The sequence below is a fragment of the Aliinostoc sp. HNIBRCY26 genome (assembly GCF_050235535.1).
Taxonomy (GTDB): domain Bacteria; phylum Cyanobacteriota; class Cyanobacteriia; order Cyanobacteriales; family Nostocaceae; genus Trichormus.
The window spans coordinates 895,126-913,123 of sequence record NZ_CP189852.1; the positions used below are offsets into that span (position 1 = coordinate 895,126).

A 17,998-nucleotide genomic window follows, 5' to 3' on the forward strand; every position below is an offset into this window, starting at 1 on the left:
CCCATGCCCATTTAATAATGATTGCCGGACTTACGATGATGCACGGCTGTCACACCATCCTGATTTAACACCCTGCCATTATCTACAGTTGCGTACACTAACCAATGATCGCCTGATTCCATACGGTTCTGCACTGAACATTCTAAGTAGGCTAGTGCATCTTTGAGGATGGGACTACCGTTAACAGCTTCTTCCGTCGCTACATCAGCAAATCTGTCTTGTGCAGGGCCAAAGGGTTTGAGGAAATGTTTCATTAAGCCTAAATGATTCCCGTCTTTCAAGACATTGAGAACGAATTTATTGCCTGAGTGTGTCAAGCTTTCTACAGCCCTATCTTTAGCCACAGCAATAGTTAAACCAGGGGGACTAAAGCTAGCTTGCGCCACCCAAGAGGCTAACATTGCACTAGATATATCTCCTTGCTTGGCGGTGACAACACACAACGAACCCACAATGCGTCCCACTGCTTGTTCGACGTTGGTGGCGGGTTGACTGGTGGTGCGGACTTTCTTGGCTTTCTTCAAGGCTTGGGCAAAGTCAGTTCCCGCTTCTTCACACAACTGCAATGTTGCTTCGTTGGGTTTGAACTTCACGCGGATGGTATCAAAACCAAAGCGATAACCTGCGTCTTTGAGTCGGCTTTCAATTAAATCGACAGCTTCCCCACTCCAGCCAAACGAACCAAATACACCAGCTAGTTTATTGTTAGTGGCAGTAGATAACACAATTCCTAACGCTGTTTGTACGGGTGTAGGTGCGTGACCGCCGAGGGTAGGTGAACCAATAACAAAACCCGCAGATTTTTCCACAGCCGCCCGAATTTCTTCTGGTTCAGTGAATTCGCAGTTAATTGACTCCACAGCAACCCCAGCTTTAGTAATACCACGCGCGATCGCCTGTGCCAATGTCGCTGTATTCCCATAAGCCGAAGCATAAATCAACGCTACTGTCAAGTCAGCCGAAGCTTGTTGTTGAATCCACTCTCGATAGGCGTGAGTTAGTTCAATTAAGCCGTAACGCACTATCGGCCCGTGTCCGGTAGCGTACATCCGCACGGGTAAATCAGCGAGTTTATCGAGGGCGGTGTCAACTTGTTTGGCGTGGGGTGCTATTACACAATCAAAATAATAGCGGCGGTCTTCATTAATTGATTGCCAACCTTCATCAAATACTTGGTCGCCGCAAATATGCGCCGCGAATAGTTTATCAGAGTAGAGAATTTCCGTTTGGGGGTCGTAGGTGCAGAGAGCATCTGCATAACGGGGGTTGGGTGTGGGGATGAATTGTAAATGATGACCTTTGCCTAAATCTAGGGTTTCATCGCCCCGCATGACGAGAATTGGCAAGTCTTGATTTTCTAACGCCCCCCGCAAGTTAATTGCCCCTGGGTTGGAACAGACAAAAGTAATTTGGGGTGCAATTTCTAGTAAAGCTTTTAAAGTAGCGGCGCGGTTGGGGTTAACGTGACCGAGAATCACATAATCAATGGCTTTGACATCAAATCTTTGCTGTAAAGCCTCTAAGTAAATTTGCGTAAAAGTTTCCCCAGGCGGGTCAATTAACGCAACCTTATCACCTTGAATTAAGTAAGAATTAGCAGTCGTACCCTTAGCCAGAGCGTATTCAATTTCAAATCTTAATCTAGACCAGCTGCGCGATCGCACAATTGTTGTATCTGTACCGATGGGCATGACTTGAATGTCACGGGGTTTATTTACTTGTATCATATGTCACTTGTTTTAGTAGTATTTTTTGATAAGTTTATTGCTGGGTTTAAAGCGTTGCCATAGTGTAGGCAGGGTAGACAATTGTAGTAAATCGGTAGCTATTTATCATTAAAGCTTAATGTGTCGGATTCGATTTTCAGCGTTTATTATGAATAAGATAAATGTTTAGTAATTCTAAATATCTTTGAGACACCTTACATCATCCATGAACAGAGCGATCGCCTCAAATAACGCTGTTACAATAAAGCCATACTCGATGCCACACTCATTAAAATTGCGGGAGTCAAATATTGTTCTAGATACAATATGAGTATTTTAGGTAGCAAATATGCAAAATCTCACCAGAATTACCCGTAATCCAGAGGTGATGGGTGGTAAACCCTGCATTGGGGGAATGCGCGTTACTGTTGGTACTATCGTCGGTTTAATGGCATCTGGACACAGTAATAGTGATATCCTCAAAGCGTATCCTTATCTGAAAGAAGCTGATATTTATGAGGCACTTGCTTATGTTGCATCACCATTGTGAACGTATCGCCTGACATTGCCAATGTATTGCGTAACATTGTGATTGTACCGACTAACATCAAGATTGTATTGCCTGACATTGCCAATGTATCGACTACATAATCAACAACTACGCCGCAACCATTCTAAAATTTCATTAACTGATTGGTTGAGTGTAAAGACTTTGAGGGTGTTGTAGTTTGGTATGGGGTCGCTAATCAAACAAATTGTACCTTCAAATTTGCTGATGGCGTTGAGAAACGCTTGGCTGTATGTCGCCTCACCTGTAGGATTAGTTGCACCTGCGTAAAATACTAAAACTACTCGTTTGTCAGTTTTTAGTAGTTTGAAATAAACTTTTAAAGCTAACATATTGTTTGGTTCGCCAGAAGTACGTTCTGGGCAACCTTGGCTAACCATTTCGGCATAAATTTCGGCTGCTGGGTTATCTGGCTCGATGAATTTACTCGTGTCGATACAGATTAGGTGAATGTTTTGGCTAAGTTGAGAGTCTTTGTTAATTGCAGCTTGCAAGCCTTGGGGTAAGTCAACATAAGTACAAATGACTTCTTCACGATTTTCTTGATACCACGCATCGTAAAAATCTGGGTAGGACATATTTTCGGCGCAGTAAAAAAGAATATCGTGACATATACCATAAGGATCGGTCTGATGTTTATCTACATGATTTTTTAAACTTCTAACTACTAGGCTAGATAAACTTACAGAGTAGTTTACTTCCTCTAAAATAGATTTTAGGCTCTCCAATGCTGCTTCACATATTAATTCATGATGATTAAATTGTGTTTGAAAAATTTCCAGAAGATCATGAACTGATTGAACTCTATCAAAAGAAATTTTAACTTTTTTCCGTAGTGCATTTAATATATCTAAACCTGAAATGTCGCCAAAATATGAAAATTGCATACCCCACATTTCTTTTTTAGATTGCAGAGGAAATTGTAAATATTCATACATTTCTTCAGGAACTCTCAAATATGGAGGAGAAAGGAATAAATGATTATAATAAAAATTATGATAAAAATGTGGATATAAAAAATTAAATTTTAGTTCATAATAATCTTCATCAAATTGTATTATCTGATTAAGACTACAACCTAAAAATTCTTTGATTCCATTCTTCACTAAAATATAGGCTTTACTAGCGTATGCTCCTTCAACTTTATTTTTAGGCTGTAAAAATTCGCAAATTTTTTGGATAAATGCTTCCTTATCCTCTTTACTCACATCCACATCCTCTCTTCCCAACCACAGCAAAATTACCTCTCTCCATTGTGGTTCAAAAATGCGGTAAATTCTTTTTTTTGTATTATCAGGAACATGATTCAAGAAATCTTTCCGCCAATCTTTAACTTTTAACGCAGCAAAATATTCTTGAAAGTTGGGATGAAAGAAAGCATAAACTTCATCCTCAGTTTCAGCTACTCTGTCTACTAAATTTAACCAACCAGCCTCACAAGCTAATTTAAATAATCTCTCGTCCATTTCTTGACGTGCTAAACTACTTGTAAAGCGAAACCGTGCAGGACTGTTAATACCTGCAAAAGCTAATTTGCTTAAAGCTTGGTGTAATTCATCTTTTAAATCATCCGAGTTACACAACTCAGTAGATAAATCCGATTTCCATTCATAAAAATAGCGGGTAAATCTCTGATAAAGTGCTGCTTTCGTTTCTGGTAGTTCTCCCTGCTTATCTAAATAGAATGTCTGACACAACAGCGACAAACGCAGAGGATTCGTCACCAACTTACGAATATTTTCATGTTGAGTTGCTTTTAATTTATCCTGTAGTGTCTTCCCTTTCGCTAAATTGCCAGCACGCTCAAACCACTGTTGAATAAAATCATCAATTTGTTCTGGTTTAAACTCTTGAGTTTTATAAGTATCAAATCCTGTGAGTGTATTATTAACCTGGGCATCCCAAACATTTAAGCGACAAGTTAATACTACCCGCGCCTGTCTCAGAGATGCTGTCAGTTCTCGATTAATTTTGGCTAATGCTTGCACAGGTGAATTTTCACCCATTTCATCCACACCATCTAACAATAGCCAAACTCCCCCTTTACCAAAACATTCAAGTAATTGACGTTCAATTTCTGGCGTGACGACAGCATCAGATTTAACTAATCTCATCGCATCAGTCAGCCATTGCTTGAGTAAATATTCCTCAATTGTTCTTCCCTGTAAGTTGGCGAGAGAAATACAGACGGGTAAATCTTGAGTGTTGTTTTGAATAAAGGCAGCTATTGTACTCAATAAAGTAGTCTTACCTGCTCCTGGTTCACCAATGACAGCAATATGTTGATTATTTCCGCTTGGCTGTTGTGTAATTACTTCTTGTAGAAATGCGTCATGTTCATAGGTTTTGACTATGACTTCTGGCGTTAACTCATAAACATTTGCTCTGTCTGGCTGTTCATTTAGTTGTCGGCGTTGCTGCTGTTGGCGTTCCACTAACCCCAAAGGAACATAAACGTTAACTTCAAAACCTTGTTCTGTCGCTTTGCGTCTGAGTCTTGCTGCTTCCTGCTGATTTTTCAGCATGGTGATGCAAACTTCACGCCAGTTAATTTGTGTAGCTTCTAACTTAGTATCATTACTTGGCGCATTCCACACATCAACACCAACAATTTCCTCTGGCTTCAAGTCAAGAACAGCAGCAATTAACTCAATAGGTTCTGAGCCAATTTTGTATCCCCATTTTGGGTTAAATAGCCGTTTAACTTGATCAATAGTTACCTTTGCTTCTTTTCTGATGTCTTCATAAGTAAAACGTTTCTCACGCTTTTTTGCTTGGAGTTTTTCTAAACCTTCCTTACTAGCAAGAAAACCTTTAGGTCTACGTGGTTGATTCATCAGTGCGGTTGTGTTGCGTAGCCATATTCTACACCGAGTGAATGGAATTTACGGTTACACAGACAATATTCAGTCCGCAACGACAGACTTTGTTGATATAACGGCAATTTCTCAACCAGTTGTAGAAAAATTTTAGGTGTGCAAATTCATACTCGCATTTATCTGCATTGACTAGCGTCTAGTTAGTGATGGGGTGGAATGGATATTTTTTGAATCATCGACACGCAGGGAGATTTAACAATGTCCACGCAGCCATCTAAAAAACTGTCTATTCCATCCATTAGAAAATTTCTTTCGATGAAAAACAAAATAAGAAAAGTGATTGCTTTGTTGTTAGTTCTGCAAACTCTACTTTTAGGTGTCCAAGCTAAAAGCCGCATTCAACAGGGCGACTCAGCTATTGAGGTGATGATTTGGTTGATTAACCAATGCTTCCCTGTGCTGCAACGGGCTAAAAGTTTGGAGGATGAGGAAGGAAAGGGTAAAAAGTAAAAAGGGAAGGGGAGCAAGAATCAAAAATCCCCCTTTTGTAAGGCAGGGCTGTTTCATTCGCTCAGATTAGGATTTTGTCAAGAGTATCAGCCAGAAATTTTAGTGAGTCGGCAATCGAAAAATTACTGTTTCAAGGAGAAAATTTAAGTGCGATCGCCTGGTTTATCAGGAAATTAAGTTGTTGAACTACCTGATTTTTTTGATTGATACGCTTGTAAATTATGGACTTTTAGGGAATGAAACAGCCCTGCTTTTGTAAGGGGGATTTAGGGGGATCAGGATGAAATTTTTGTCTAGTCAATTGTAGAGAACGAATCTTTACCCCTAAATTTTAAGATGGGGTGCGATCGCCATAACTCATCAGAGGTATATCTTATCTATATTTCTCCACAGATTCCACAGTAACATTGAGTTGTTGAGCAATCTGTTCTACACTCATCCCAGTTTTAAGTAACACTGGAACGATAACTGGCAAAAGTTCAGCTTCCCGTTCTTCTCGACCTTGTTCTCGACCTTGTTCTAAACCTTCAGCTTTGGCTTCTTGATATACTCTTGTCTGCTCTATATTCAGTCCTAGCATAGCTTCTACTTCCTCTCTACTCAAAGACGAAAACTTGTACACAGCAATTGTCGTAATGATTTCGATGATTTCGGTTTTCGGCAGTGTGCCTGTTTCTTCTAATTTTACCCGTTGAATTAGTTGCTTGGCTTGCTCTGCCATTGTTTCAGAGGATGCGGTTGTCAACTGCATTAAATTGATGCTGATTGGTAGAGTATCAGAATTCCCTAATTCATCTAAATAAATGCGTTGCACTTGGTCGCTATTTAAAAATATGCGATGAGTTATTTTATCGCTTGGCTCTAAACTCCGTGATGGAAATATTACTACACAGTACCAATCATCGTATTGAGATTGATTACGGTACAAATAGGTGAGCGACTCGGTAAAAAAGCGATGATAAAGACTTTCGTCTTTCTGAAATTGTACTTCAGCAAAAAAGATAACTTTGGGCGTTGCATCTTCTGGTGGTAAGAAAACACCATCAATGCGAGAGGCGGTTTCTTTGACTTCGACTGATTCAAATCGATAGTTTTGCGCCTGTGCAGGACGATTATCAACTAGTTCAAATATTAATGCTGGAAATCGTTTGAAAATTTGGTAATAAATAGAGTCGCGTTTCAAAAAAAAATATAACAAAATTTTGATTATTTGTGATTAATTTTATCAGGTTTTACTACGTATTAACAAGAATTATTCATGATTTTATAAATAATTTTTCTAAGTTAATTATATTAAGAAATAATACTATTTCGCTCTATTAAAACTTATGATTTTATCAAAAAAATCCTTTTTTATGTATTGACAAGTATAAAATTATACTTTAATATTAAGGCATAAATAAAGGCGATCGCCAAATTCCACTCAGAAAACAGCGATCGCCTTTATTTAAAACCCAAACAGAATAAAAGCGATCGTGCAATTCCGGCAAGAAGACAGCGATCGCTTTTATCAAAACCCAAACTGGAGTTTAACTGCTATGTTCGCATATTTAACAAAATTTGCCCAATTCCACAAAGATGTCAGTTTTCCAAGCAGCCAGCAATTACCACAACAGCTATTTCCCCAAAGAGAACCGATTAAACATTTGCTAATTGGTTCGCCTAAAGCCGTCAACAGTACGATTCACTACTTGCATATGCTTGGCTATGCTAATGTCGGTGATTGGAGTCCATTGCTACCAACAGAAAATCCAGGTGAAGTGATGAGTATTTTGACTCGACAAATTTTGATGCAGTAATTTAAGGTTCGTAGTAAGGACTTTAGTCCTGATGTTTCTAAGGACTGAAGTCCTTACTACGAACTTGTTTTTTAGTAGTGGTTTCCGACTTTGCGGTGGTGGACGGCTGTCAAGCTTTCGAGTTTAGATACCCGTCCTGCGTAGACGGTGCTGTATACTGCCCAGTGATCACCGCAGTCCATCCGGCTTTGGACTTCACATTCCATGTAAGCTAAAGCATCAGCGAGGATGGGCGCGCCATTTTCGGCTTTTTGGGTTCTGATTCCTTCAAAGCGGTCTGCACCAGGGGCGAATCGTTTTAAGAAGTGGCGCATCAGGGTTTGATAATTACCTTCTTCTAAAACGTTGAGGACAAAGCGATCGCCTACTTGCATTAGAGATTCAATTGCTCTATCCTTAGCTACGGCAATGGATAATCCTATGGGTTTGAAGCTGGCTTGGCTAACCCAAGACGCTAACATCGCGCTGGAAACTTCGCCTTTTTGGGCTGTAATAATGTATAGTCCGCCGCTTAGTCTCCCCAAGGCTTTATCTAAATCTGCACTCAGGGATTTCATCGCTTTAATACTGCGATCGCGTGTTACCCACTGACCTAAGTCTGTCCCCGCTTCTTCACACTGCTTGTAAGTGTTTTCCGTGGGTGTTTGTTTAATCCGAATTTCTGGAAAAACTGTGACTAAACCTAAGTTGCGGAATTTGGTCAGTAAAGGATCTATCGGTTCATCATCACCACCGCCTGTTTCAAAGATACCGATGGCTTGTTTTTCTTTAGCAGAACCTAAAACTGTACTTAGGGCAGCTTGAATACTACTATTACCAGAAACTGGTGGCATACCAATTACTATTCCGGTACAGCGTCCCACTAATTCGCGCAGTTCTTGTAAGTCTATCCCTGAACCTAAATCTACTACTTCCACAGCTACGCCTGTTTTATTGATACCGTTGATAACGCTTTGGGCGAGGCGATCGCTATAACCGTACTCAGAAACGTAAAATATCCCAATAGTGTTTTCGGCTTTGTTTTGGGTTTGACTCCATTTCCGGTAACGTCCAATTAATTCTTCCACGTTATGGAACAACAAAGGCCCGTGACCAGTGGCGACCATTTTCACTGCGGGTAGTTCTCCCATCCGTTTGAGTGCAGATAATACCGACCGCGCATTTGGCCCCATTAAGCATTCATAGTAATAATGAAAATCTGCTTCAATGGTTTTTAAATCGTCGTCAAAGGTGCTGTCGGAACAATAGTGCATTCCAAACGCATCGCAGGTGTAAAGAATTTGGGTTTTGTGGTCGAAACTAAAGATGGTGTCAGGCCAGTGTAAATTCGGGGCGATGACAAATTCGATTTCGTGACCGTTACCTAAATCCAAGCGATCGCCATTTTTGACAATCTTACGCTTAAATGGTTGATGTACTAAGTCTTCCAGAAATTGGATTGCTACCTTAGAAGCCACAACTGTAATTTCTGGCGATATCTGCAACAAATCTTTAATTAAGCCACTGTGGTCTGGTTCGGTGTGGCTCACAATCAAATAATCTATATCAGTGGGATTAATTAAGCCTGTGAGGGTATCAAAATAGAGTTGACGGAACTTTTCGTGGGAGGTGTCTACTAAGGCTGTTTGCTCACCGCGTATCAGAAATGAGTTATAGGTGGTACCGTTTTGTAAACCGAACTCAATATCAAAGCGATCGCGATCCCAATCTAGAGAACGGATGGTGGTAGTATCTTCCGCAATTTCTCCAGTCTGTATGGTGAGCCGTTTTTCAGTTTTATCGGTGACTGCTACCATAACTATCTCCTTAACACAATGAGTATTTATTCCTCTAGTCTTATTGTGGCACGAGTTTATTGTTAACTTTTATTAAAAAATCTATTGATAAGTTAAAAAAATCAAAAGTGTGAAACCGTACCAACATCCAACATACACTGAGAAAGCCTGGCTAGCCGTAGAAATCGGTAACTCACGGCTACATTGGGGTTTATTCATTGGGGAAACTTTGGTGGGGACTGGGGAGGAATCAATTCAAAATTCAAAATTCAAAATTCAAAATGAAGAAGGATTGGGGACTGGGGATTGGGAAAAAGAAATTATTTCACTCCTCACTCAGCACCGGCTAAACGCCGCGCTATCGCTAACAGCACTCAGCACTCCCCTACCTGTAGTTATCGCCTCTGTCGTACCCAAGCAAACCGCCATTTGGGAAACATATCCTCATGTGCGTGTTCTGACTTTAGACCAAGTACCCCTCAAACAGACATATCCGACATTGGGAATTGACCGCGCTTTGGCTTTGTGGGGTGCGGGGATGACTTGGGGTTTCCCGATGTTGGTAATTGACGCAGGGACAGCACTGACTTTTACCTCTGCGGATGCAAATCAGTGTTTAGTTGGTGGGGCGATTTTGCCGGGGTTGGGTTTACAGTTGGCGAGTTTAGGTCAAAAAACGGAACAATTACCGCACTTAAATATAGACACTCTGCAATCTTTACCGCCACGTTTTGCACTCAATACACCACAAGCAATTGAAAGCGGTGTAATTTACACTTTATTATCTGGAATTAAAGATTTTCTTGAGGATTGGTGGCGATTGTTTCCTGATGGGAAAGTGGCGATGAAAGGAGGCGATCGCACTTTATTATTTAACTATCTGCAAGTCTTATATCCTGAAATCGCTCAACGTTTGATAGTAGAAGCAAATTTAATCTTTTGGGGAATGCAAAAAATACATCAAACTTAAGTTAATCACTTGGCGGATGCTCACCAATTGAATATAACACTCGGCGCAAATTCACTACACCTTCTCTATTTAACTGTAGAGTTTCTACAGTCGCTCTACCTGTGGGAGTCAAACCTATAACTAAAGTGAAGTCATGATTCCATGTAAAATTCTCATCCCACAGTTGTTGTCGTGGGTTAAACAAAAGTACAATTTCACCACTTACCGGGTCACTACCTTGAATTTTATTATATTTGTGGTTGTTACAACCTTGGCAAGATAAAGCTAAATTATCTAGACTAGTTTCTCCTGCTTGACTTCTAGGGATGATATGTTCAGCAGCAAAAGCTTGCATAGCAAAACGTTCTTGGCTTTTACAATATTCACAACATCCTTTCGCCCTTGTGGCTACTAACTTTTTTTGCTGTGTAGTCACTCTTTTGTTAGACATCGCCTGTGACTTCAATCCCTAAATCTTTCATCAATGTAACTAGTGAAATTCCACGCAGTTTTGCTAACTCTGCTAAATTCTCTATACGCTGTGTTTGTAATTGTTCTATGTTTTGAGTTAGTTGCAATAACTGTTGATGTTCATCTTCTGTGAGAATTTCGTCATCTCTTTTAGCCGCTAACTCTTCATAATCTCTCTGTATATGTGCGGGAATACCTTGATTAATTTTGAGTAATAATTCCGCTTCCGTCTGTGGTAGTCGAGTAGCTTTACGCTGGGCTTGTAAAGCAATAACTTGTGATACAAATTGTTCTAATTCAGACAAGTTTAATTGTTCAACTGCCTTGAGCAAATCTTCTGAAGATAAATTTACTTCAACTTTGACGATTGACATTCTTCGCCCCTTGTCTGCTGATTTATGGGTAATTTTATTTTAAGCAACTAACAATATAAATGGACTAGCCCCTATTGCCTAAAATAAAATCCCGAATATCTCCAGCTACAACACCAACACAAGATTGTGGTAAATCATTTCCAGCGTGGGCAATCATTCGCAATTCTGCTTGAGAAATCAGTTTACTGTAAACTTCACTGCGAGTTAAAGCATCCGCAGAATCTTTACCACCTTGTAGAATTAACACCGGAATTTCGATTTCAGAGAGTCGGTCTTGTAATAATTCGGCGGTGATTTCCGGCTGTTGTCGTTGAAATAATAATTGGCAAGCTGTGGGAAATTGCTTGACCTTTTGGTATGTTTGCCAATCCTGGTCAATTTTCTTATCTAGACCAAAAATTTTAGTTAAAAATCGCAGCGATCGCATTATCTTAAAATATACAGGCGATCGCTTGACTAACTTCTGCATTCTCCGCCACTCGGCTTCCTGTCCCGGAATTTTTACACCTTCTGGTGCTAATAAAACTAACTTAGCAACCTGTTCGGGATATTTCAGCGCGTAACTAGCAGCAAGCCAACCCCCAAGGGAATGTCCGACTAAATAGACTCTTTCTAATTTCAAAGCCTGCAAAAATTCAGCAATACATTCCACTTGCAAATCAATTGAGTAATGAACGTTAGGATTTTCTGACTCTCCAAACCCCAATAAATCTGGCGCAAAGCAGTTAAAATCCTTCGCTAACGTCTCCATCACCCCCACCCACTGGCTACTTTCACACCAACTTCCATGTAAAAGCACCACAGGTATCCCTTCACCAGCCTCACGCCAGAATAATAGCCCTTGAGAAAGTTTCCTCCGGGCGTTACGTAAGAACATATCCATCTTGATTTAGCAACCTATACAGTGAATTTCTCAGTATGAAATTAGCATCTTTAGTCTCAATCTAAGTTGCTAATTTTACCTTAAAACTTCACTCCATCAGCAAAAGTATTTTTTCTCGAATCTGACACCTCCCTACTTGAGCCTTTAAGCTAGTGTTGTCAAACCATTTAAATAATCACGTAATTGGCGGGCGTGATCATGAGACATTGGTTCATGAGGGAGGGAGTCACGACTAAAAGCTTGGATTTCCATCACTTCTAATTCATCCTGAATAGCCATATTCCCTTTGACTTCCGCTTCCACCACCACACAAATTGAATGAATTCTGGGATCGCGTTCGGGAGAAGAGTAAACTCCTACCAAACGGTTAATACGCGCTACTTCTAGTCCAGTCTCTTCCATTAACTCCCGATGGATGGTACTGGGAATATCTTCTCCCCAGTCCACCATACCCCCAGGCAAAGCCCAAAGGCCATCATCACGCCGCCTAATCAATACAATTCGCCCGTCAGGTAATATCGGGATGATACTTGTTCCTGTAATCGGGTGACGGAAAATAACTCCTAATACAGCTTGTCCAATACGCCACAGACTACGTGCAGATTGGACGGGTGTCGCAAAAAAAGCAAGAACTTTCAATCTGAAAATGTATATAATGTGTAATTTAATCAAATCACATGAGCATGAAATCAACTATTGAAAAAGTTGATTTTTGCTTTAAACAAATAGGCTCATGATTTTGAGAGTACATTGTAACAAAAAAATAGTTATATCTAGATATATTATCTATATTTATGAAAAACTCCTAGATTTTAGCTCAATTAGTCCATCAATATTTATCTTTAATTCTGACTTAATTTGAGATTAAAATTAATTGTTAAACTCATATGGTTAGTACATTAGTTTATATAATCTAATATGCGACAAACAATTACAGATTCCTGTTCATTTAGGATTTATTTCTGGGAAAATTAATAATTTTTGTAAAAAATACTATTTTTATCTATAAATATCATCACTAGGATAACAGTAAAATTCTTCTCGTTTTAGCAAATATTGACATTCTTCGGTTAAATAGGGTAGCATGGTATGCTGTTCAAACTATCTCCAGTTATAATCTAGGCTAAAACTTTATCAACAACACTAGTAGCTGATATTGTCTACTAAATGCCTAGACACTTATTCTGTTGTTTATTCATGAGGTGAATATGGCAAAGCGCCGTAACCCAAAAAAAGAAAAGGCGCTACGAAACCAGGCCTATGCCCGAAAGTTTCGTAAACGGACTACAACCGGAAAGATGCAGAGAAGATTCCAACAAAGATCACCTAAGAATGAGGAAGATGAAGGCGCAGCAGCAATTGATGCTGAATAAGCCACTTGATCAAGCTTCGCTTTTTGGTGTGAATTAGGGGTGGGTATTGGGCATCGCGCATTGGGCATCAAAATAATTAATGTTTTTCCCCATTCCCCGTTCCCCATCCCCCATTCCCTACTCTGATATTTGACTACGGGCAGCCAAAATAGCTTTATTTACCTGCTCAAAACCTGTGCCGCCGTAACTGTTACGTGCGGCTACAACTGTTTTTGGGGATATAGCTGTATAAATATCTTCCTGAAAAGCTGGGTGTAATTGCTGCCATTCATCTAGGGTTAAATCTTTTAAGAGTTTACCTGCGGCAATGCTGGTTTTAACTACTTTCCCTACAAGATTATAAGCTTCTCGGAAAGGAACTCCCCTAGCTGCTAGATAATCCGCAACATCGGTGGCGTTAGAAAAATCTTCTGTGACAGCTTCATTCAGGCGGTGAGTGCGGAATTCTAAACCCTCACGCAGCAAAATAGTCATCGCTTCTAGACAGGCTTTGACGGTTTTGACGCTATCAAATAAACCTTCTTTGTCTTCTTGCAAATCTTTGTTATAAGCTAAAGGCAGTCCCTTCATAATCACTAGCATAGCCTGGAGATGACCAAAGACTCGGCCTGTTTTACCCCGGACTAATTCAGGCACATCAGGATTTTTCTTTTGTGGCATGATGCTAGAACCCGTAGCACAGCTATCTTTGAGGGTGACAAAACGAAATTCTTCTGATGACCACAGAATAATTTCCTCAGATAGCCGACTCAGGTGAACCATAATCAAGCTAGCAGCACACAAAAATTCGACGGCAAAATCGCGATCGCTCACTCCATCCAAGCTGTTAGCATAAATATCATCAAAATGCAATAGTTTGGCGGTGTAATGTCTATCTATGGGGAATGTCGTCCCAGCTAAAGCACCACAACCCAAAGGCGAAATATTTACCCGGCGATTAACATCACCTAGACGTTCCCAGTCACGTTGTGCCATTTGGAAGTAAGCCAACAAGTGATGAGCTAAACTTAGAGGCTGGGCGCGTTGTAGGTGGGTGTAACCAGGAATGAGAGTTTCGACATTTTGTTCCGCAATCTCTAGTAATACGCCCTGAAATTCTCGTATTAGCTGTTTGATTTGTTGAATTTGGTCACGCAAGTAAAGCCTAGTATCTGTACCTACTTGATCATTACGCGATCGCGCCGTATGTAGTTTTTTCCCCACATCACCGACAATTTCCGTCAAGCGTCGTTCTACAGCAAAGTGAACATCTTCGGCATCAATACCAGGTTGAAATTGCCCTTGGCGGTATTCTTGACGGATTTGTTCCAAACCAGCCACTAATTGTTCCCCTTCGGCTGGGGAAATAATTCCCGTCTGCGCCAACATCTGGGCATGGGCTTGAGAGCCTGTGAGGTCGTATTCTATTAACTCTATATCAAAACTAATACTGGCATTAAAACTGGCGATCGCTGGATGCAACGCTGATTCAAACCTCTGACTCCACGTTTGTTTTTCGGTCATAGATACAATAAAAGGCAAAAGTAAAAAGTAAAAAGGTGAGCCATTGCGATGGTGTTAGCGCAGCGTTAGCGACGCAGGAGCGTCGGCAGTGCGATCTTGGGGGTTTCCCCCATGAGCAACTGCCGAAAGGGTTTCCCGGCATAAAGCAAATGGCGTTAGCGCAGCGTTAGCGACGCAGGAGCGTCACCCAAAGGGCAAAAGAAGAACGTCTTTTGCCTTTTACCTCTTGACTTCCTACTGCCTAATAGCTACCCATGTCAACCGTACTTAGTCAGGTTTCTAAAGGCATAACCAACTACTACACCAATCAACAATGCCCAGATTTGACCACTTTGGACAAACTGATTCCAGACTTTCTGCATCTGACCGATGACATCAGGGTTGGTAACATTTTGTGCTAGAACAATGACATTGGGAGGTAAATCCCAAAAAGTTTGAGATATTAAATCACAAAAATAGTTCATCTTGAGTAATAAATTAAGTTAAGACTTGGGCGTGTCAAAAAGACCAAATTAAAAAGTCAAAAAATTTTTGTCTTTTGCCTTTTAACTTTTTCTCCCTAATCACTCGCTGTCATAACTCAAGATGTAGCGGATGCCATCCGTAATTTCTCGGCTGTTCGCAAAATTTGCCCAGCTAGCACTGCTGCGCCAAAACCGTTATCAATATTGACGACTCCCACCCCAGCCGCACAGGAATTCAACATAGTTAATAATGGTGCTAAACCGCCAAAGCTAGCACCATAACCGACACTTGTAGGGACAGCAATTACAGGACAATCAGCTAAACCCGCCACCACACTAGGTAAAGCCCCTTCCATCCCTGCGACTACAATTAATACTGACGCTGATTGAATTAGATGGCGGTTACTCAATAATCGATGAATGCCTGCTACACCCACATCCCAAAGTCGCAGCACACGAAATCCTGAAAGTTCAGCCGTAACTGCGGCTTCTTCCGCCACAGGTAAATCAGCCGTACCCGCAGAGAGAATCCCGATCAACCCATCAAACTGCGGTTCGATTTGATCTGGGGTAATGGCGCAAATTTTCGCTAGTTCGTAGTAGCGTAAACCCCGAATTTTTGGTTGTAATACGTTGTAAACTTCCGGTTCAATGCGAGTAGCCATCACCACAGGGTTACGCTGACGCATAACCTCCATAATTTGGGCAATTTGCGCTGGTGTTTTCCCTGGCCCCCAAATAACTTCAGGGAAACCAGTTCTTAAGTGACGATGATGATCAATTTTGGCAAACTCCCCCACAGGTTCATAGGCTAAATCCTTGAGAGAATTTAAAGCCATATCTGGGGTAACTTTACCATTGGCAACCGCCTCTAGGAGCGATCGCAAAGTTTCTGGTTGAGTCACGGTAGATTTAGGGATTGGGAAATGGGGATTAGGGACTGGGGACTGGGGATTGGGGAGACTGATTTCGATGCCCTATGCCCCATGCCCCATTCGCTATTTAACAATTTTGATTTCATGTATGTTCCAGAACGCACCACCTAAAGCTGAGTATTGAATCCCTTCAAAGCGATCGCGTACTGCTGTCATGGCTAATGGATTTACCAAATAGATAAACGGCAAATATTCTTGAGTAATTCTTTGCGTTTGGGCATAAAGTTCTTTGACCTTGGCTTCATCAAATTCCTGAGCAGCTTGGATATATAGCTTACCAATTTCTGCTTCCCAAGGTGCTACTTCTCTACCTTCAATTGGTTTTTGTCCCTCTTGGGGTTTTTGATTAAACATATGTAACCCACCGTCAGGCGACCACACATTAGCCCCATCATTTGGTTCTAAACCACCTGTTAAACCTAATAAAGAAGCTTCCCAATCGAGAGTATTAGCAAGTTTATCTGTATAGGTATTCCATGCCAAGGGTGTAAAATCAACTTGCATACCAATTACAGCCAAGTCTTGCTTAATTTGTGAGCCGATGGCTTCCCTGATTTTATTACCGGAATTAGTCAGCAATGTGAAGCGGACACGATTGCCATTAGCATCTAATAGTTGATTTTGCTCGTTATATTTAAAGCCAGCTTTTCTCAGCAATTCCTTGGCTTTCTCTGGGTTGTAATCGTAAGTTTTGAGATTTTCTTTTGGGGGAATATAATAGGGACTTTGGACTGTAATTGGTGAATTTTGTGCTTCGCCTAAACCACGAAATGTATTATTAATCATGGTTTGACGGTCAATAGCATAGGCTACTGCTTGTCGAAATTCCACTGTATTAAACCAACGCGATTTTATTGGGTCTACTAGTGGTTTACCGTCTCTTTTACCTTTATTTAAATTGAATAAAACAAAATTTGTGCCTGTTCCTGGTTCTTTGCCGTAAATCTTGAAATTACCCTGCTTTTCTTGCACCTTCAATAAAGAAAAGTATTCGGCTGTAACGCCCACAGAATCTAGTCCACCGGAACGAAATTGTAGTAGAGAATTATCTGTATTTTCGACTATTTGCCAAACTATACGTTCAATGTAAGGTTGTGGTTGGCCTTGAGCATTTTTGCGCCAGTAGTAGGGATTGCGGCGAAAAATTACCCGTTCACTAGTATCATAGCGTTCTAGTTTATAAGGCCCGTTGACAATGATTTCTCCTGGAGGTGTATCAACGCCCCATTTACTTAAAAATACAGGCTTACCTTCTTGGTCTTTTTGTTGGACAAATGCTTTTAAAGCATGGGACGGTAAGATAGGAGTACCCGCATTGAGAAGAAACGGTCTGAAGGGTTCTGGTAAAGTAAATTCTACACGGCGATCGTCGATTTTTTTAACTGTAGGTAACTGACGATTTACACCTATTCTAAAACTATCTTTTACATCTGATGGAATCGCTGAATTAAAATAGATATCGTTGTAAGTAAAAACTACATCATCAGCCGTTAATGGCTTGCCATCAGACCATTTCAACCCCTCTCTCATGGTGAATGTAAATCTTAACTTGTCCTCAGAGATTTCCCACGATTCTGCTAAAGCTGGTTCAACTTTACCCGTTAAAACATTTTGGTTAATTAACCCCTCATAGGTCAATCCAAAAACATTAGGAGATTCTTGGCTGAGAGCTAAATTAAAAGTTTTCGGATCACTGAGAATACTGGTAACTAATTGCGGTACTTGTGCAGCATCAGCATTCATTTTCAGCCTATTTGGGTTACAAGCTGCAACTGTAGCGGCGGTAAATACAGCCAGAATTATTAGTATCCAGAAACGTTTAATGATATTAACAGAGGTGTTTTTGATTGACATCATCTTACATTTTTC

General features: G+C 40.6%; 18 protein-coding genes. 5 read left to right on the forward strand and 13 right to left on the reverse strand.

What is annotated here, in order from left to right; all coding sequences use genetic code 11:
* Positions 1-11: 11 nt before the first annotated feature.
* Positions 12-1,724: a diflavin flavoprotein gene (locus ACQFX9_RS03800; RefSeq protein ID WP_427162787.1), complete on the reverse strand. Its 1,713-nt coding sequence runs from the start codon at positions 1,722-1,724 to the stop codon at positions 12-14.
* 331 nt (positions 1,725-2,055) lie between these two features.
* On the opposite strand from ACQFX9_RS03800, the gene ACQFX9_RS03805 reads away from it, so the two are divergent.
* On the forward strand, positions 2,056-2,256 hold the full coding sequence (locus ACQFX9_RS03805; RefSeq protein WP_427160773.1) for a DUF433 domain-containing protein: 201 nt from the start codon (positions 2,056-2,058) through the stop codon (positions 2,254-2,256).
* Between the two features lie 101 nt (positions 2,257-2,357).
* On the opposite strand, the gene ACQFX9_RS03810 is transcribed toward ACQFX9_RS03805, so the two are convergent.
* A complete protein-coding gene (locus tag ACQFX9_RS03810) occupies positions 2,358-5,111 on the reverse strand; it encodes an NACHT domain-containing protein (RefSeq protein WP_427160774.1) in 2,754 nt (917 codons plus the stop codon).
* Between the two features lie 297 nt (positions 5,112-5,408).
* On the opposite strand from ACQFX9_RS03810, the gene ACQFX9_RS03815 reads away from it, so the two are divergent.
* Positions 5,409-5,603, forward strand: a complete 195-nt coding sequence (locus ACQFX9_RS03815; protein WP_427160775.1) for a hypothetical protein — start codon at positions 5,409-5,411, stop codon at positions 5,601-5,603.
* A gap of 373 nt (positions 5,604-5,976) precedes the next feature.
* On the opposite strand, the gene ACQFX9_RS03820 is transcribed toward ACQFX9_RS03815, so the two are convergent.
* On the reverse strand, positions 5,977-6,786 hold the full coding sequence (locus ACQFX9_RS03820; RefSeq protein ID WP_427160776.1) for an Rpn family recombination-promoting nuclease/putative transposase: 810 nt from the start codon (positions 6,784-6,786) through the stop codon (positions 5,977-5,979).
* 205 nt (positions 6,787-6,991) lie between these two features.
* Complete coding sequence (locus ACQFX9_RS03825; RefSeq protein ID WP_427160777.1) at positions 6,992-7,117, reverse strand: hypothetical protein; 126 nt, start codon at positions 7,115-7,117, stop codon at positions 6,992-6,994.
* Positions 7,118-7,141: 24 nt separating this feature from the next.
* Between ACQFX9_RS03825 and ACQFX9_RS03830 the strand changes: the two genes are divergently transcribed.
* A complete protein-coding gene (locus ACQFX9_RS03830) occupies positions 7,142-7,402 on the forward strand; it encodes a hypothetical protein (RefSeq protein ID WP_427160778.1) in 261 nt (86 codons plus the stop codon).
* Positions 7,403-7,473: 71 nt separating this feature from the next.
* Here the strand turns inward: ACQFX9_RS03830 and ACQFX9_RS03835 are convergent, their stop codons facing one another.
* A complete protein-coding gene (locus ACQFX9_RS03835; RefSeq protein ID WP_427160779.1) occupies positions 7,474-9,198 on the reverse strand; it encodes a diflavin flavoprotein in 1,725 nt (574 codons plus the stop codon).
* Positions 9,199-9,307: 109 nt separating this feature from the next.
* Here ACQFX9_RS03835 and ACQFX9_RS03840 point away from each other — a divergent pair, with 109 nt between their 5' ends.
* Positions 9,308-10,147, forward strand: a complete 840-nt coding sequence (locus ACQFX9_RS03840) for a pantothenate kinase (protein WP_427160780.1) — start codon at positions 9,308-9,310, stop codon at positions 10,145-10,147.
* A gap of 1 nt (position 10,148) precedes the next feature.
* Here ACQFX9_RS03840 and ACQFX9_RS03845 read toward each other — a convergent pair whose 3' ends face one another.
* From ACQFX9_RS03845 to ACQFX9_RS03860, 4 genes are all read right to left on the reverse strand, one after another.
* Entirely contained in the window at positions 10,149-10,577 is a 429-nt protein-coding gene (locus tag ACQFX9_RS03845) for an HNH endonuclease (RefSeq protein WP_427160781.1), read from the reverse strand.
* On the reverse strand, positions 10,570-10,971 hold the full coding sequence (locus ACQFX9_RS03850; RefSeq protein ID WP_427160782.1) for an STAS/SEC14 domain-containing protein: 402 nt from the start codon (positions 10,969-10,971) through the stop codon (positions 10,570-10,572). The genes ACQFX9_RS03845 and ACQFX9_RS03850 overlap by 8 nt, the downstream gene beginning before the upstream one ends.
* A 64-nt stretch (positions 10,972-11,035) precedes the next feature.
* Positions 11,036-11,854, reverse strand: coding sequence for an alpha/beta fold hydrolase (locus tag ACQFX9_RS03855; RefSeq protein WP_427160783.1), 819 nt, complete (start codon positions 11,852-11,854; stop codon positions 11,036-11,038).
* 144 nt (positions 11,855-11,998) lie between these two features.
* On the reverse strand, positions 11,999-12,493 hold the full coding sequence (locus ACQFX9_RS03860; protein WP_427160784.1) for an NUDIX hydrolase: 495 nt from the start codon (positions 12,491-12,493) through the stop codon (positions 11,999-12,001).
* A gap of 569 nt (positions 12,494-13,062) precedes the next feature.
* On the opposite strand from ACQFX9_RS03860, the gene ACQFX9_RS03865 reads away from it, so the two are divergent.
* Complete coding sequence (locus ACQFX9_RS03865; RefSeq protein ID WP_192881605.1) at positions 13,063-13,227, forward strand: hypothetical protein; 165 nt, start codon at positions 13,063-13,065, stop codon at positions 13,225-13,227.
* 117 nt (positions 13,228-13,344) lie between these two features.
* Here the strand turns inward: ACQFX9_RS03865 and argH are convergent, their stop codons facing one another.
* The 4 genes from argH to ACQFX9_RS03885 form a co-directional block, all read right to left on the reverse strand.
* Positions 13,345-14,730, reverse strand: coding sequence for an argininosuccinate lyase (gene argH, locus ACQFX9_RS03870; protein WP_427160785.1), 1,386 nt, complete (start codon positions 14,728-14,730; stop codon positions 13,345-13,347).
* 257 nt (positions 14,731-14,987) lie between these two features.
* Positions 14,988-15,194, reverse strand: a complete 207-nt coding sequence (locus ACQFX9_RS03875) for a hypothetical protein (RefSeq protein ID WP_427160787.1) — start codon at positions 15,192-15,194, stop codon at positions 14,988-14,990.
* A 116-nt stretch (positions 15,195-15,310) separates the two neighbouring features.
* Entirely contained in the window at positions 15,311-16,099 is a 789-nt protein-coding gene (gene larB, locus ACQFX9_RS03880) for a nickel pincer cofactor biosynthesis protein LarB (protein WP_427160788.1), read from the reverse strand.
* A gap of 93 nt (positions 16,100-16,192) precedes the next feature.
* Complete coding sequence (locus ACQFX9_RS03885; RefSeq protein ID WP_427162788.1) at positions 16,193-17,983, reverse strand: ABC transporter substrate-binding protein; 1,791 nt, start codon at positions 17,981-17,983, stop codon at positions 16,193-16,195.
* Between the last annotated feature and the right edge of the window lie 15 nt (positions 17,984-17,998).

Coding starts and splice junctions, on each gene's coding strand:
- ACQFX9_RS03805 (WP_427160773.1), top strand. CDS start 2,056: ATGCAAAATCTCACCAGAATTACCCGTAATCCAGAGGTGATGGGTGGT.
- ACQFX9_RS03810 (WP_427160774.1), bottom strand. CDS start 5,111: ATGAATCAACCACGTAGACCTAAAGGTTTTCTTGCTAGTAAGGAAGGT.
- ACQFX9_RS03815 (WP_427160775.1), top strand. CDS start 5,409: ATGAAAAACAAAATAAGAAAAGTGATTGCTTTGTTGTTAGTTCTGCAA.
- ACQFX9_RS03830 (WP_427160778.1), top strand. CDS start 7,142: ATGTTCGCATATTTAACAAAATTTGCCCAATTCCACAAAGATGTCAGT.
- ACQFX9_RS03835 (WP_427160779.1), bottom strand. CDS start 9,198: ATGGTAGCAGTCACCGATAAAACTGAAAAACGGCTCACCATACAGACT.
- ACQFX9_RS03845 (WP_427160781.1), bottom strand. CDS start 10,577: ATGTCTAACAAAAGAGTGACTACACAGCAAAAAAAGTTAGTAGCCACA.
- ACQFX9_RS03850 (WP_427160782.1), bottom strand. CDS start 10,971: ATGTCAATCGTCAAAGTTGAAGTAAATTTATCTTCAGAAGATTTGCTC.
- ACQFX9_RS03855 (WP_427160783.1), bottom strand. CDS start 11,854: ATGGATATGTTCTTACGTAACGCCCGGAGGAAACTTTCTCAAGGGCTA.
- ACQFX9_RS03865 (WP_192881605.1), top strand. CDS start 13,063: ATGGCAAAGCGCCGTAACCCAAAAAAAGAAAAGGCGCTACGAAACCAG.
- argH (WP_427160785.1), bottom strand. CDS start 14,730: ATGACCGAAAAACAAACGTGGAGTCAGAGGTTTGAATCAGCGTTGCAT.
- ACQFX9_RS03875 (WP_427160787.1), bottom strand. CDS start 15,194: ATGAACTATTTTTGTGATTTAATATCTCAAACTTTTTGGGATTTACCT.
- ACQFX9_RS03885 (WP_427162788.1), bottom strand. CDS start 17,983: ATGTCAATCAAAAACACCTCTGTTAATATCATTAAACGTTTCTGGATA.